Origin of the sequence: Salimicrobium salexigens (assembly GCF_900156705.1) — a bacterium.
In the GTDB taxonomy this organism is placed as follows: Bacteria; Bacillota; Bacilli; order Bacillales; family Halobacillaceae; genus Salimicrobium; species Salimicrobium album.
In genome coordinates this window covers 46,327-61,101 of sequence record NZ_FTOK01000011.1, presented here as the reverse complement: position 1 = coordinate 61,101, position 14,775 = coordinate 46,327, and the positions used below count along the sequence as shown (strand labels likewise).

Annotated in this window: 14 protein-coding genes, 1 rRNA gene and 1 other annotated feature; all 15 genes read left to right on the top strand. The window is 48.7% G+C overall.

All coding sequences use genetic code 11. The features are described 5' to 3' along the window. A 5S ribosomal RNA gene (gene rrf, locus BW931_RS11890) occupies positions 1–95 on the top strand; the annotation flags it as partial. A gap of 137 nt (positions 96–232) precedes the next feature. Beyond that, positions 233–934, top strand: coding sequence for an MgtC/SapB family protein (locus BW931_RS11885; RefSeq protein ID WP_008592455.1), 702 nt, complete (start codon positions 233–235; stop codon positions 932–934). Positions 935–1,115: 181 nt separating this feature from the next. Beyond that, positions 1,116–1,577, top strand: a complete 462-nt coding sequence (locus BW931_RS11880) for a CtsR family transcriptional regulator (RefSeq protein WP_076572545.1) — start codon at positions 1,116–1,118, stop codon at positions 1,575–1,577. A gap of 18 nt (positions 1,578–1,595) precedes the next feature. Next, on the top strand, positions 1,596–2,150 hold the full coding sequence (locus BW931_RS11875; protein WP_008592459.1) for a protein-arginine kinase activator protein McsA: 555 nt from the start codon (positions 1,596–1,598) through the stop codon (positions 2,148–2,150). Continuing rightward, a complete protein-coding gene (locus BW931_RS11870; RefSeq protein ID WP_076572543.1) occupies positions 2,150–3,220 on the top strand; it encodes a protein-arginine kinase McsB in 1,071 nt (356 codons plus the stop codon). Before BW931_RS11875 ends, BW931_RS11870 begins: the two co-directional genes overlap by 1 nt. 18 nt (positions 3,221–3,238) lie before the next feature. Next, positions 3,239–5,704 carry an ATP-dependent protease ATP-binding subunit ClpC gene (clpC, locus tag BW931_RS11865; protein WP_076572541.1) on the top strand — a complete coding sequence of 822 codons (2,466 nt, stop codon included), beginning with the start codon at positions 3,239–3,241 and terminating at the stop codon, positions 5,702–5,704. Positions 5,705–5,920: 216 nt separating this feature from the next. Then, complete coding sequence (radA, locus tag BW931_RS11860; RefSeq protein WP_008592467.1) at positions 5,921–7,291, top strand: DNA repair protein RadA; 1,371 nt, start codon at positions 5,921–5,923, stop codon at positions 7,289–7,291. An 82-nt stretch (positions 7,292–7,373) separates the two neighbouring features. Beyond that, complete coding sequence (locus BW931_RS11855) at positions 7,374–8,480, top strand: PIN/TRAM domain-containing protein (RefSeq protein ID WP_076572539.1); 1,107 nt, start codon at positions 7,374–7,376, stop codon at positions 8,478–8,480. Positions 8,481–8,565: 85 nt separating this feature from the next. Continuing rightward, the gene (gene ispD, locus BW931_RS11850) at positions 8,566–9,243 is read left to right on the top strand and encodes a 2-C-methyl-D-erythritol 4-phosphate cytidylyltransferase (RefSeq protein ID WP_076572537.1); all 678 of its coding nucleotides are present in this window, start codon (positions 8,566–8,568) and stop codon (positions 9,241–9,243) included. A 17-nt stretch (positions 9,244–9,260) separates the two neighbouring features. Continuing rightward, positions 9,261–9,746 carry a 2-C-methyl-D-erythritol 2,4-cyclodiphosphate synthase gene (gene ispF / locus BW931_RS11845; protein WP_008592474.1) on the top strand — a complete coding sequence of 162 codons (486 nt, stop codon included), beginning with the start codon at positions 9,261–9,263 and terminating at the stop codon, positions 9,744–9,746. Between the two features lie 53 nt (positions 9,747–9,799). Continuing rightward, on the top strand, positions 9,800–11,266 hold the full coding sequence (gene gltX / locus BW931_RS11840; protein ID WP_076572535.1) for a glutamate--tRNA ligase: 1,467 nt from the start codon (positions 9,800–9,802) through the stop codon (positions 11,264–11,266). Between the two features lies 1 nt (position 11,267). Continuing rightward, positions 11,268–11,485 (top strand) — a binding site (T-box leader). Between the two features lie 78 nt (positions 11,486–11,563). Then, positions 11,564–12,244: a serine O-acetyltransferase gene (cysE, locus tag BW931_RS11835; protein ID WP_143541886.1), complete on the top strand. Its 681-nt coding sequence runs from the start codon at positions 11,564–11,566 to the stop codon at positions 12,242–12,244. Beyond that, complete coding sequence (cysS, locus tag BW931_RS11830; protein WP_076572533.1) at positions 12,225–13,625, top strand: cysteine--tRNA ligase; 1,401 nt, start codon at positions 12,225–12,227, stop codon at positions 13,623–13,625. The genes cysE and cysS overlap by 20 nt, the downstream gene beginning before the upstream one ends. After that, complete coding sequence (locus tag BW931_RS11825) at positions 13,622–14,029, top strand: Mini-ribonuclease 3 (protein ID WP_008592482.1); 408 nt, start codon at positions 13,622–13,624, stop codon at positions 14,027–14,029. The genes cysS and BW931_RS11825 overlap by 4 nt, the downstream gene beginning before the upstream one ends. After that, on the top strand, positions 14,030–14,773 hold the full coding sequence (rlmB, locus tag BW931_RS11820) for a 23S rRNA (guanosine(2251)-2'-O)-methyltransferase RlmB (protein WP_008592484.1): 744 nt from the start codon (positions 14,030–14,032) through the stop codon (positions 14,771–14,773). It begins immediately after the preceding gene. The last annotated feature ends 2 nt before the right edge of the window (positions 14,774–14,775 follow it).

Genomic DNA, 14,775 nt, shown 5'->3' with positions numbered 1-14,775 from the left:
GGTCACACCTGTTCCCATGCCGAACACAGAAGTTAAGTTCTTCCGCGCCGATGGTAGTCGGGGTTACCCCCCGCAAGAGTAGGGCGCTGCCACATTGTCAGAAGCCCAGAGGCCACCCCCTCTGGGCTTCTTTTGTATAGGTAAGATCTTTCTCGACCCCTTCTATGATTCAGTCTTATTATGCAGGGGTAGGATATTTAGAGAAGTCGAAACTGGAAAGGCGGGGAGCAGGATGGAAGAATTCAAAGAATTTTTTTCGGGATTTATTGACGAAGACTTTGATATTTTTACGATCAGACTGGTGATTGCACTGTTTCTTTCAGGACTGATAGGTTTTGAAAGAGAACTGAAACGGCACTCTGCCGGATTCCGTACCCACATACTTGTTGGTGTCGGAGCGTGTATTATGATGCTTTTATCCCTATACGGATTTGAAGAATATATCCAGAAATATGACAATATCCGCTTTGATCCTGCCCGCATTCCTTCTTATGTTATCAGCGGAATCGGCTTTCTTGGAGCAGGTACGATTATCGTAAACGGAAGCACCATACGTGGCCTGACGACAGCCGCTTCTATATGGACAGTTGCGGGGATTGGACTGATTGTCGGAGCAGGCATGTACGACATTGCGGTGCTGGCCACTTTTCTTGTCCTTCTCAGCCTCATCCTGTTGAATAACCTGGAAGAAAAATATCTCAGGCACGTAGCAAAGGGTGCTTATCACCTTACAGTGGCAGACCAGAAAGGTGTAAAGGAGATTTTTGCACTGCTGGAACATCTTGAAGTTGAAATCGAAAAGGTGGAAATCAAAAAAGAAGATCATATCTATATGATTTTGAAATTATCAAAAACAAATACACTGGATGATCAAACCTTAATGGAAGAGTTGGGAAAACTCGACGGGGAAATTTCAGTAATCCACAGATTCTAAAAGCCTGCTCCCGGCTTTTTTTTGTAAAGATAGGATATGATGATTTGCCGACAAAATGCTTTTAATGGGAGGGTGTTCAGGGAAAGGTTCTATTGTAAACAAAATAGTTGAATGCTTCATGATTTTGAGTATAATAAAATTATAGTCAAAGATAGTCAAAGTCAAAGGAAGGAGGAGGGCCATGCGGAATATATCCGATGTCATCGAAGAATATCTGAAACATATAATCCAGGATAACCCGCATCAGGTCATCGAAATAAAACGTAGTGATCTGGCTGAAAAATTTCAGTGTGTGCCCTCTCAAATCAATTATGTGATTAAGACCCGTTTTACTGTGGAAAAAGGGTATATAGTGGAAAGTAAAAGAGGCGGTGGCGGATATATTCGCATCCGCCGTATTCATCATCTGGATGAAGCCGACCTCATCGACGAAGTATTACTGCTCATTCAGCCGCAGGTATCCCAGTCTAGAGCTCTGGATATCGTGGAACGGCTGCTTGAAAATAAAGTGATTACGACGAGAGAGTCCGAACTTATTTTGAGCGTTATTGATAGAAATACGTTAGCTTTCCCATTACCGTTCCGTGATGAAATACGATCGAGAGTAATGACGGCTATGTTATCGAAGCTTAAATATAAGTAGAGAAAGGAGTGTGCTTGTATGCAATGTCAGCGCTGTGAGAAGTATCCGGCTACTGTTCATCTGACCCAAGTGATCAACGGTGAAAAAAATGAAGTTCATTTGTGCGACTCCTGTGCCAAGGAACAGGGGTACATGAATCAGGAAGAAGAGAAGTTCTCTCTGAATGATTTGTTGTCCGGACTTTTTCATATGGAAGGCAGCGGAAGTGCCGGAAAGTTATTTCAGGGGAATAAGCAGCAGCAGCAGAAGGAAAGTCTTCAATGTTCCGGATGCGGTCTGACCTATCAGGAATTCACGAAGGCCGGGAAATTCGGCTGTGCCACGTGCTATGAGACGTTCAATGAAAGGCTGGATCCGATTCTGAAACGGGTGCACAGCGGAAATACGACTCACCACGGCAAAGTTCCAAAACGAGCCGGCGGGGATCTGAATCTTCGCAGAGATATTGAGAAACACCGGGAAAAGCTTCATCAGCTTATCAACCAGGAAGAATTCGAGGAAGCTGCCAAGGTAAGAGATGAAATCAGAACACTTGAAGAAGAATTGAACCAGGATAAAGGCGGTGATTCCTGATGTCTCTTGAGAAATTTATGAATGAGGCTATCAGTCCGTGGATGCGGCACGACGGACCGGACAGTGATATAGTACTGAGCAGTCGCATCCGGCTTGCAAGAAACTTCTCTTCCCAGCCATTCCCCACGGTAGCAAGAGGTGAACCGCTGGAGGAGGTCCTTTCCTTCATGGATGAACATTTTACCGATAGTTCTTTCCGTGAATATGAAGGGCTGCAGCTCGTGAAGATGGATGATCTTCAGCCGATAGAAAAAAGGGTGCTCGTAGAGAAGCATCTGGTCAGCCCCCATCTGATTGAAGACAGAGAAAATGCAGCTACCATTATCAGTGAAAATGAACAGGTGTCGATTATGGTCAATGAAGAAGATCATCTTCGCATTCAGCTGTATTTCCCGGGTTTTCAGCTTGATAAAGCTCTGGAACAGGCCTCTCAGCTGGATGACTGGCTTGAAGAGAAAATAGATTACGCCTTTGACGAAGAGCGCGGATATTTGACTGCATGCCCGACAAATGTGGGAACAGGAATGAGGGCCTCTGTCATGATGCACCTGCCCGCGCTCGCCCTCACTAAACAGATTAATCGTATGACTCCTGCAATCAACCAGCTGGGTCTCGTCGTGCGGGGAATATATGGTGAAGGCAGTGAAGCGGTGGGAAATCTTTTTCAGATTTCAAACCAGATTACTCTGGGTAAATCAGAAGAAGACATCGTGGAAGATCTGCACAGCGTTGTGCAGCAGCTCATTGAGCAGGAACGCAAGGCAAGACAGACACTGATGAATCGTTCACCTGTGCAGCTGGAAGATCGTATTTATCGTTCTTATGGTACGCTCAGACACAGCCGGGTCATCACTTCAAAAGAAGCAGCAGGCTGTCTGTCGGATCTTCGTCTCGGTATTGATCTGGATTTTCTGAAAGACATACCGCGCACCATCTTAAATGAACTGATGGTACTGACCCAGCCCGGATTTCTCCAGCAGTACGCAGGAGAATCCCTGGACCCCGAAGACCGGGATATCAAACGGGCGACTCTGATCAGGGAAAGAATAAATCTTGAAGATGATAACTAATGAAGGAGGTAACAAATTATGATGTTTGGCAGATTTACAGAAAGAGCACAAAAAGTACTTGCATTGTCCCAGGAAGAAGCCGTGCGTCTAGGTCACAGTAATATCGGTACGGAACACGTGCTGTTAGGTCTCGTTAAAGAAGGTGAGGGTATTGCAGCGAAAGCGCTGACTGCGCTTGGACTGGAAGCTGAAACCATCCAGACGGAAGTGGAGAACCTGATCGGTGCAGGAGAACAGAAATCCCAGACGATCCACTATACTCCGCGCGCCAAGAAGGTGATTGAGCTTTCCATGGACGAAGCCCGCAAATTGGGGCACTCTTACGTAGGCACGGAACATATTCTTCTCGGTCTGATCCGCGAAGGAGAAGGAGTGGCTGCACGAGTGCTTAACAATCTCGGTGTCAGTCTGAATAAAGCCCGCCAACAGGTACTTCAGCTGCTGGGGAACAATGAATCGACCGGCGGCCAGGGTCGTCGCGGCGGCAACCAGGGCGGTGGAGCTGCTCAGGGCAGCGGTCAAACCACCCCTACACTCGACTCCCTTGCCCAGGACTTGACGTCCGTTGCCAAAGAAGGAAACGTCGACCCGGTCATCGGTCGTAGTGAAGAAATTCAGCGTGTCATACAGGTATTGAGTCGTCGTACGAAAAACAACCCTGTACTCGTCGGGGAGCCGGGTGTCGGTAAAACTGCAGTTGCAGAAGGACTCGCCCAGCAGATCGTGGAAAACGAAGTACCTGAGATTCTGAGGGATAAACGCGTCATGACCCTCGATATGGGTACGGTCGTCGCCGGTACTAAATACCGCGGAGAGTTTGAAGACCGTTTGAAAAAAGTGATGGAAGAGATTCGTCAGGCAGGGAATATCATTCTTTTCATTGACGAATTGCACACACTGATCGGAGCCGGCGGTGCAGAAGGGGCGATTGACGCTTCCAACATTCTGAAACCTTCTCTTGCCCGTGGGGATCTTCAGTGTATCGGCGCCACTACGCTGGATGAATACCGGAAGTATATCGAAAAAGATGCTGCTCTGGAACGTCGTTTCCAGCCTATCCAGGTGGATGAACCTACGACGGAAGAATCCACACAGATCCTTCAGGGTCTGCGGGACCGTTATGAAGCACACCACAGAGTAACGATTACAGATGAAGCAATCGAATCAGCAGTCCGGTTCTCCGATCGTTATATCACAGACCGTTTCCTTCCGGACAAAGCTATCGATCTCATAGATGAAGCAGCTTCCAAAGTACGCCTCCGTTCATATACGGCTCCACCTAACCTGAAAGAACTGGAGCAGAAACTCGAAGAAGTCCGTAAAGAAAAAGATGCGGCTGTACAGAGTCAGGAATTTGAAAAAGCTGCTTCTCTTCGCGACGACGAACAGAAGTTACGCGAAGAGCTGGAAGAAACGCAGAAAAAATGGAAAGAAAAACAGGGACAGGAAGATTCCGAAGTGACTGTCGAAGATATAGCTTCCATCGTCTCGGTCTGGACCGGGGTGCCTGTCAAGAAAATGACTACAGAAGAAAGCGAACAGCTTCTTCACCTCGAAGATACGCTTCACAACCGCGTCATCGGTCAGGAGGAAGCTGTCGATTCCGTGGCTAAGGCGATCCGCCGGGCTCGTGCGGGATTGAAGGACCCTAAACGTCCGATCGGTTCCTTTATTTTCCTAGGTCCGACAGGTGTAGGTAAAACAGAACTGGCCCGCGCTCTCGCTGAAAGCATGTTCGGTGAAGAGGACGCGATGATCCGTGTTGATATGTCCGAATATATGGAAAAACACAGCACGTCCCGTCTCGTAGGTTCCCCTCCGGGCTATGTCGGCTATGAAGAAGGCGGACAGTTAACAGAAAAAGTCCGTCAGAAACCATACTCCGTCGTGTTGCTGGATGAAGTGGAAAAAGCGCACCCGGATGTATTCAACGTACTGCTTCAGGTGCTTGAAGACGGTCGTCTGACGGACGGTAAAGGTCGCGTCGTAGATTTCCGTAACACTGTGCTCATTATGACTTCGAACGTCGGCGCACAGGAATTGAAAGAAAATAAATACGTCGGGTTTTCCATGGGAGACCAGACTCAGGACCACAAAGATATGAAATCGAAAGTGACCGAAGAGCTTAAAAAAGCTTTCCGTCCTGAGTTCCTTAACCGTATCGATGAAACCATCGTTTTCCATGCTCTGGAGAGAAAACACATGAAAGACATTGTGACTCTCATGGCAGACCAGCTCAGAACGCGTCTGCTGGAGCAGGAAATCGACTTTACACTTTCAGATAAAGCCATCTCCCATATTGCCGAAGAAGGATTCGATCCGGAATATGGTGCGAGACCGCTTCGTCGTTCACTGCAGAAGAACGTGGAAGATCTGCTGTCCGAGGAACTGTTGAAAGAGTCGATCCACAAAGGACAGAAAGTGGTCATCGATCTTGATGAAAACAATGAATTCGTAGTATCCACAGCAACTTCAGAAGCTTAAGTATGAATCGGAAGGCGTATGCCTTCCGATTTTTTGTTTATTCCCTCATAATTATACAAAGAGGAAGAGGCTGCATGTTTCTCTCCCGTGCGCCCCGAACTTATATTCTGCAGGCTCTTTTTTAAAGGCCGGGGTGATTTTTAATGAAATTGAAACGGGGATGAAACTTATATATAAGAAATCCCGTATATAATATACAGTAAGGAGAGATGTAAGGTGGCGAAGAAGAAGACGATATTTGTGTGTCAGGAGTGCGGAAACGAATCTCCTAAATGGATGGGGAAGTGTCCGGCATGCGGACGCTGGAATACTTTCGTGGAGGAAACAGCGATTACAGGGAAGAACGACCGCCACACGTTTCAGGTCGATAAGGATAACAGATCGAAACCGGAGCGCATCACGTCTATCGCATTGAAAGAAGAATCGAGGATAGAGACGGCGATGCCGGAGTTTAACCGGGTGCTCGGCGGGGGTATTGTAGGAGGTTCGATGGTTTTAATAGGCGGTGATCCGGGTATTGGAAAATCGACCCTCTTACTTCAGGTCTCCTCTCAGTTAGCGGACAAGAACCTTCCCGTCCTGTACATTTCCGGTGAAGAATCGACGAAGCAGACGAAGCTTCGTGCAGACCGTTTAAACGTTACATCGGATCAGTTGTACATTCTCGCAGAAACGAACCTCGAGCATATCGTCGCTCATATAGAGACGGTGCAGCCGAAATTTCTGGTGGTCGACTCTATTCAGACGGTATATAAGGAAGAGGTCACTTCCGCGCCGGGAAGCGTGTCCCAGGTTCGTGAATGTACGAGTGAACTGATGAGAATCGCCAAAACAAAAGGTATCCCCGTGTTCATCGTCGGGCACGTAACAAAAGAAGGATCCATCGCCGGCCCCCGTCTGCTCGAACATATGGTTGATGCCGTCCTTTATTTTGAAGGGGAGCAGCACAACACTTTCCGGATCGTCAGAAGCGTGAAGAACCGCTTCGGCGGCACGCATGAAATGGGGATCTTCGAAATGAAGGAATCGGGTCTCGAAGAAGTATTAAACCCTTCGGAGATATTTCTCGAAGAACGATCCAAAGGTACGGCCGGGTCAACGGTAGTTGCATCGATGGAGGGAACAAGACCTGTGCTCGTGGAGATTCAGGCTCTCATTTCCCCCACGGCTTTCGGGAACCCGAGAAGAATGGCTACCGGGCTCGATCACAGCAGAGTTCCTCTTCTTATGGCCGTACTGGAAAAACGAGCAGGTCTGCTCCTCCAGAACTACGACGCGTACGTGAAAGTGGCCGGAGGCGTGAAGCTGGATGAGCCGGCGATTGACCTCGGAGTCGCAGTGAGTATTGCTTCGAGTTTTCGTGATCAGGTGCCGAAAGCAACGGATATCCTTATCGGGGAAGTAGGACTTACCGGTGAGATCAGGCGCGTATCCCGTATTGAACAAAGAGTACAGGAAGCGGCCAAACTCGGGTTTTCCCGGGCAGTCATCCCTTCAAGAAACCTGGAAGGCTGGACTGTACCGGATAATATAGAAGTGATTGGTGTGGAAACGATCAAAGAAGCGATGGACGCAACCCTGGAGTAGGGGTTGTGTTCCACGTGAAACATCGTAACACGAGAGAGATGCAGTATTTTGGAAGAACTTTTTTTAAAAGGAGGTGAAGAGAATGTTAAAACGTGTTGTACAGTTATCCCTTATTCTTACGGGAGGTACTATCGGGTATTTGTATTTGCCGGAAGCATTTACAGCTTTCGGGTGGGAAATTGAACCTTGGCTTCAGCAGATATTAGGTGCAGTAGCAGGTGCATTAATTCTATTCTTATTAACGTTCTGGTTAGTTTCCCCGATTGTAAAATTTCTTAAATGGACAGAGGATGCGCTGGTCAGGGCACCGGTGGGCGAGTTGTTATTCGGAAGTCTGGGGCTCATTTTCGGGTTATTCGTAGCGTATTTAATCAATACGATGCTTATTGATATTGAAATAAAGATCATCAGCCAGCTGCTTCCGATTTTCATAACTCTTCTTCTCGGATACTACGGGTTTCAGATCGGGTACAAGAGGAAGGACGAATTTCTCAACCTTTTGACGATTGCGAGAAAAGAAAATACGTCGGAAAGCAGGAAGAAAGAAGAAGCGGCATCTACGGAGAAAAACGAACAGGTGCCCCGGAAAAAAATCCTCGATACGAGTGTGATTATCGACGGGAGAATAGCCGATATTTGTGAATCCAATTTTCTGGAGGGGACGCTGGTCATTCCCCACTTCGTCCTGGAAGAACTTCAGCATATTGCAGATTCTTCCGACGGACTAAAACGGAACAGAGGGCGACGGGGTCTCGATATCCTGAATCGTCTGCAGCGGGACGTTCCTGTGAACGTTGAAATGTATGAAGGGGACTTCGAGGAAATTCAGGAAGTCGACAGTAAACTGGTCAAACTGGCTAAAGTCATAGACGGTATCGTCGTCACCAATGATTTTAACCTGAATAAAGTATGCGAATTCCAGGGTGTGCAGGTACTCAACATCAATGACCTGGCGAATGCTGTGAAACCGGTAGTGCTTCCGGGAGAAGAAATGAAGGTGCACGTCATCAAAGACGGTAAAGAGCAGAATCAGGGAGTTGCGTATCTGGATGACGGAACGATGATCGTCGTCGAGGAAGGGAAAAGTTTTATCGGCGATACGATTGATGTAATCGTTACGAGCGTCCTTCAGACTTCAGCCGGCCGGATGATTTTCGCAAAACCTAAATCCCTTGAAAAAGCGCTGTAAAAAAGGTATAAACGAATAAGAGATTATAAAAGTGATAACATCGGGTTATCGCTTTTATTTTGGAATCGACACCCGGAGGATGGACATGACACATTATACAGCAGTAATCGTTGCAGCAGGACAGGGAAAACGGATGAGAGCGGGAAAGAACAAACAGTTTCTCATGATCGGGGACGACCCGTTAATCGTACACACGCTGAAAGTCTTCACCCAGGACGTAACGTGCAGGGAAATAGTTCTGGTGACGAACGAGGCGGATGAAGCGGATATGCAGGAGTTGATAGAGACGTATCAGTTTCCGAAGATTAGCCTCATCCACGGCGGAGAGGAACGGCAGGATAGCGTTTATGAAGGTTTGAAAGCCGTCTCCGACCGGGAATTACCGGTCCTCATTCACGACGGTGCCAGGCCTTTTGTTAAGGAAAGCAGCATCCGTCATCTCGTGGAGAAGATTGAAAAAGACGGGGCAGCTCTACTGGCTGTTCCGGTAACGGATACGGTTAAACAATGGAAAGACGGAAAATTGCAGACGCTGAACCGGGATGATTTATGGGCAGCGCAGACACCTCAGGGTTTTCCGTACGAATTGATTAAGGAAGCTCACGAAAAGGCCCGGGCCAGAGGGTTTTATGCCACTGATGATGCGGCGCTCGCAGAAAGCTTCGACTATGACGTCTCCATCGTACGGGGAAGTTACGACAACATTAAAATAACGACTCCCGAAGATCTGCAAAAAGCGACGTCGTATGTAGAAAAGGGATGAAGGAGGCAATTTATCAAATGAGAATTGGTCAAGGATTCGATGTACATCAGCTGGCCGAGGGAAGAAAATGTATTATCGGCGGGGTGGAAATTCCGCACGAACAGGGACTTATCGGTCATTCGGATGCCGACGTACTGCTTCATGCTGTATCAGATGCCATCCTCGGAGCGCTCGGCAAGGGCGACATCGGGAAACATTTTCCGGACACGGACCCGGCGTTCAAAGATGCCGACTCGCGGGTATTGCTGCAGAATGTATGGAAAATAGCGGAAAAAGAAGGCTACACTCTCGGTAATCTGGATGCGACGATTATCGCCCAGGCACCGAAGATGGCCCCTTACATCGATGACATAAGAAAGACGATTGCCGGTCTTTTGAAAGTGGAGATCTCCCAGGTCAATGTAAAAGCGACAACAACCGAAAAGCTGGGCTTTCCGGGCCGGAAGGAAGGAATCGCCTCGCAGGCAGCCGTACTGTTGCAAAATAGTCAGCAATCTACGTAAAAAAATGATAAAATGATAAAAAGACGAACGGAGAAACAGGAGGGAAAAGCAGTATGACTAAAGAGGTGAGAGTAAGGTACGCACCGAGCCCGACCGGATACCTGCACATCGGGAACGCGCGGACTGCTCTATTCAACTATTTGTATGCCAAACATAACGACGGGACTTTCGTTATAAGAATCGAAGATACCGATGCAAAAAGAAACGTGGAAGGTGGAGAACAGAGTCAGCTCGATTTCCTGAAATGGCTCGGAATCGAGTGGGATGAAGGTGCCGGTCACGGTGGAGAGTACGGGCCGTACCACCAGATGCAGCGTCTTCACATCTATCAGCAGTACGTGGATGAACTTCTGGAGAAAGATCTCGCCTACAAGTGTTACGTTACCGCGGAAGAACTCGAGGAAGAAAGGGAAGCGCAGAGAGCCCGGGGCGAAGTCCCTAAATATTCGGGAGCTCACAGCAACCTTACTCAGGAAGAACGGGAACAGTTCGAAGCCGAGGGCAGGGAGCCGAGTATCCGTCTACGCGTTCCGAAAGATAAAACGTATACGTTCACTGATATTGTGCGTGGCGACATTTCTTTTGATTCCAGCGATTTCGGTGACTGGGTAATCGTTAAGAAAAATGGCACACCTACGTACAACTTTGCCGTAGCCATCGACGACTACCTGATGAAAATCTCTCACGTGCTGCGCGGAGAAGAGCACATTTCCAACACACCGAAACAGATGATGGTATATGAGGCTTTCGGCTGGACCCCGCCTCAGTTCGGTCACATGACCCTGATTCTGAACGAAGAAAGGAAAAAGCTCAGTAAGCGTGATCAGCATATTCTTCAGTTCATCAGCCAGTACTACGAACGCGGCTATCTGCCGGACGCCCTGTTCAACTTTATTACACTTCTCGGCTGGTCCCCGGTAGGAGAAGAGGAAATATTCTCTCCTGAAAAACTGATCGAGATCTTTGATGAAGACCGTCTCTCCACTTCTCCGGCAGTATTCGACCCGGCGAAACTCAAGTGGATGAACAACCAGTACATTAAGAACCTCTCGTTTGAAGAAATACTGGAGCTTACGATCCCTCATCTTGAAAAAGACGGGAAGGTTTCGACGGACCGGTCTGCGGAGGATCAGAAATGGACGGAGGAACTGATCAGTCTGTATCAGCCTCAGTTGAATTACGGAGCGGAAATCACCGAGCTGACCGAACTGTTTTTCCGGGAAACGATCGATTATGATGAAGAAGCGATGGAAGTTCTCCGCGGCGAGCAGGTTCCGGAAGTGCTGGAGGCGTTCAAACGTAACCTCGAACAGCTTGAGGAATTCACTCCGGAAAATATTAAGCCGCAGATGAAAGCAGTTCAGAAGGAAACAGGTCACAAAGGCAAGAAACTGTTCATGCCGATCCGGGTAGCCACTACCGGGCAGACCCACGGTCCCGAGCTTCCGAACGCGATTTATCTCCTCGGGTATGATACAGTGACAGCAAGACTTGAAAAAGCACTGGACGAATTGAAATAAAGAAAAAACCCTGACGGGGAGAAGTAGGGACATATCTCTTACCCAGAGAGAACCGGTACAGCTGAGAACGGTTTTAAGAGAATGTCCCGAAATGCACCCCTGAGTCTTCCGTCGAACCTGCAGTAGACGAAGCGGCACCTTCCCGTTATAGAAGTGAGAGGGAGGAACAGTCAGACTGTTCTTCCAAACAGAGTGGAACCACGCGGAAGCGTCTCTGTGCTTAAAGGCACAGGGACGCTTTTTTTCGACAGAAGAATTATGACACGGATTCATAGAATAGTGCGAAGGAGGGAAATGATGAGGAAATTAAAAATGTTCAAAGAAGATGTCGAAGTGGTTTTTGACCAGGACCCTGCTGCCCGTTCTTACTGGGAAGTGATTCTTACTTATGCAGGTCTGCACGCCATCTGGTCTCATAGAATCGCACACGGCCTCTACAAAAAGAAATTCTTCTTTCTGGCGAGAGTCATCTCGCAGATCAGCCGTTTTTTCACCGGAATTGAAATTCATCCCGGAGCGACGATAGGGAGACGGTTTTTCATCGACCACGGTATGGGAGTGGTGGTCGGAGAGACTTGTGAAATCGGGAATAACGTCTCGATCTTCCAGGGAGTCACACTCGGCGGTACAGGTAAGGAGAAAGGCAAGCGTCACCCCACTCTTGAAGATAATGTGCTTGTCGCTACCGGAGCCAAAGTGCTCGGCTCCATGACGATCGGCAAAAATTCGAAAGTCGGAGCAGGATCCGTCGTCCTTCATGAAGTGCCCGAGAATTCCACAGTAGTCGGAATACCGGGTCGGGTCGTCATCCGGAACGGGGAAAAAGTGGAAGGGAAAAGGAAAGACCTGGACCACCACAAACTGCCGGACCCCGTTTACGATCGCCTGAATGAAATAGAGCAGGAAATCAAAGAGATGTGCGAAGAATTGAATATCGAGAGAAAAAGGAGTGAGGACCATGAGTATAAAGATTTATAATACGCTCACAAGACAGAAGGAAACGTTTGAACCGCTCGAAGAAGGCAAGGTGAAGATGTACGTCTGCGGCCCGACCGTATACAACTACATTCATATCGGAAACGCGCGCCCTGCGATCGTTTTCGATACTGTCCGCCGTTATTTTGAATACCGGGGCTATGAAGTGATCTATGTTCTGAACTTTACGGACGTGGATGACAAACTGATCAAAGCCGCCAATGAGCTCGGAGAAGAAGTGCCGGCGATTGCGGACCGCTTTATTGAGGCTTACAAGGAAGACGTGGGTGCATTAGGTGTGAAAGAAGCGGTTCACCACCCGCGCGTCACCGAAAATATGGACGAAATTATAACGTTTATCGATAGTCTGATCAGCAAAGGGTACGCCTATGAAACAGAGGGCGACGTTTACTTCCGGACGCGTAAGTTTGATGAATACGGAAAACTTTCCCAGCAGCCGATCGACGAACTGCAGTCCGGGTCACGGATCGAAGTCGGTGAGAAGAAAGAGGACCCGCTCGACTTCGCTCTCTGGAAAGAAGCGAAGGATGGGGAAATCAGCTGGGAAAGCCCGTGGGGGACAGGACGTCCGGGCTGGCATATCGAATGCTCCACGATGGCGAAAAAATATCTTGGAGATACGATCGATATCCATGCCGGAGGACAGGATCTAACTTTCCCTCACCACGAAAACGAAATTGCCCAGTCGGAAGCACATAATGAGACGGATTTCGCCCGTTACTGGATGCATAACGGTTATATCAATATTGAGAATGAAAAAATGTCCAAGTCGCTAGGGAATTTCGTCCTCGCACATGATCTGGTTAAAAAGCACGATCCTCAGATGATCCGCTTTTTCATGCTTAGTGTACAATACCGCCATCCGATCAATTTCAGCGCGGAACTTCTTGAAAGCGCAAAAAGCGGGTTCGAACGCATCCAGAACGCTTATGAAAATGTGAAACACAGGAAGAAGACCAGCATGAGTCTTACGAATGACAAAGACGAGTGGATGGAGGAAACGGAGCGTCTGAGACAGTCTTTTATCAAAGAAATGGACGACGACTTCAATACCGCGAATGCCATTTCCGTGCTGTTTGATATAGCGAAATCCGCGAACCTGTACCAGCAGAAAGAACAGACGGATGAAGAAGTGCTGGAAGCTTACGCCACGCTTCTCGAAGACCTTACCGGAGTGCTCGGCCTTGAAATTGATGCTGCCGATGAGCTTCAGGATGAGGAAGTGGATGCAAAGATACAGGAGCGGGAACAGGCGAGAAAAGACCGCAATTTCGCCAGAGCCGACCAGCTTCGTGACGAGCTGAAAGAAAGAGGGATCGCGCTTGAGGATACACCGCAGGGGCCGAGGTGGAAAAGGGGATGAGCCGTATCACTAATGCTCATCAGATGAAAAGTCTGGCTCTCGCCTACATGGGGGACACTGTCCATGACCTGTACGTGCGGGAGCACCTGCTTCAAAAAGGGACCATACGTCCGCAGGAGCTGCATCAGACGGCTGTGCGATTCGTATCGGCAGGTGCACAGGCTCACGTTGCGAAAGAATGGATGGAGGACGAAGCGCTTGACGAGCAGGAAGCGGACGTCTTCCGCCGGGGCAGGAATGCCAAGTCCGGCTCCATCCCGAAAAACACGGACGTCCGCACGTATCGTCTCGCGACAGCTTTTGAAGCTGTCCTCGGCTATCTTTATCTGGACGGTGACGAAGATCGGCTTTTTGAACTCGTCTCCGGTGCGATTACCACTATCGAAGAAAAGGAGGGGATTTAGATGAGCGGAGAATGGATTACAGGCAAGAATGCCGTTCTGGAAGCTTTGAAAGCGGAACGACCTATTAATAAAATTTTCATTTCCGATCAGTTACAGCAGCAGGCGGCGAAAAAATTCGAAGCAGCTGCGAAAAATAACAACATACTGGTCCAGCGGGTGCCTAAACAAAAAATCGATCAGCTGGTGGACGGGAATCACCAGGGGGTGGCTGCTTCCGTAGCGGCCTATGAGTACAGCGATATGGAAGACCTTTTCTCCCTGGCTGCCGAAAGAGGAGAGGAGCCGTTCTTTCTTATTCTCGACGAGCTGGAAGACCCGCATAACTTAGGGTCGATCATCCGCACGGCAGATGCTTCCGGGGCTCACGGAGTAATCATTCCGAAACGTCGTTCTGTCGGGCTGACGGCTGTCGTGGCCAAAACTTCCGCCGGAGCGGTCGAACATGTGCCGGTCGTAAGAGTGACAAATCTGGCCAGAACCATCGATGAACTGAAAGAAAGATTCGTCTGGGTTGTGGGCACTGCCGCGGATGGCGCTGAGGATTACCGCGAACTGGATGGTACGCTCCCACTGGCACTTGTTATCGGGAACGAAGGAAAGGGGATAAGTCGTCTCACCAAAGAAAAATGCGACTGGCTCGTCCGTCTGCCGATGACCGGGCACGTCGAGTCACTGAACGCTTCTGTCTCCGCATCTCTTCTGATGTATGAAGTGTACCGGAATCGTTACCCGGCGGGGAAATAAAT

Coding starts and splice junctions, on each gene's coding strand:
- BW931_RS11885 (WP_008592455.1), top strand. CDS start 233: ATGGAAGAATTCAAAGAATTTTTTTCGGGATTTATTGACGAAGACTTT.
- BW931_RS11880 (WP_076572545.1), top strand. CDS start 1,116: ATGCGGAATATATCCGATGTCATCGAAGAATATCTGAAACATATAATC.
- BW931_RS11875 (WP_008592459.1), top strand. CDS start 1,596: ATGCAATGTCAGCGCTGTGAGAAGTATCCGGCTACTGTTCATCTGACC.
- BW931_RS11870 (WP_076572543.1), top strand. CDS start 2,150: ATGTCTCTTGAGAAATTTATGAATGAGGCTATCAGTCCGTGGATGCGG.
- clpC (WP_076572541.1), top strand. CDS start 3,239: ATGATGTTTGGCAGATTTACAGAAAGAGCACAAAAAGTACTTGCATTG.
- BW931_RS11855 (WP_076572539.1), top strand. CDS start 7,374: ATGTTAAAACGTGTTGTACAGTTATCCCTTATTCTTACGGGAGGTACT.
- ispD (WP_076572537.1), top strand. CDS start 8,566: ATGACACATTATACAGCAGTAATCGTTGCAGCAGGACAGGGAAAACGG.
- ispF (WP_008592474.1), top strand. CDS start 9,261: ATGAGAATTGGTCAAGGATTCGATGTACATCAGCTGGCCGAGGGAAGA.
- gltX (WP_076572535.1), top strand. CDS start 9,800: ATGACTAAAGAGGTGAGAGTAAGGTACGCACCGAGCCCGACCGGATAC.
- cysE (WP_143541886.1), top strand. CDS start 11,564: ATGAGGAAATTAAAAATGTTCAAAGAAGATGTCGAAGTGGTTTTTGAC.
- cysS (WP_076572533.1), top strand. CDS start 12,225: ATGAGTATAAAGATTTATAATACGCTCACAAGACAGAAGGAAACGTTT.
- BW931_RS11825 (WP_008592482.1), top strand. CDS start 13,622: ATGAGCCGTATCACTAATGCTCATCAGATGAAAAGTCTGGCTCTCGCC.
- rlmB (WP_008592484.1), top strand. CDS start 14,030: ATGAGCGGAGAATGGATTACAGGCAAGAATGCCGTTCTGGAAGCTTTG.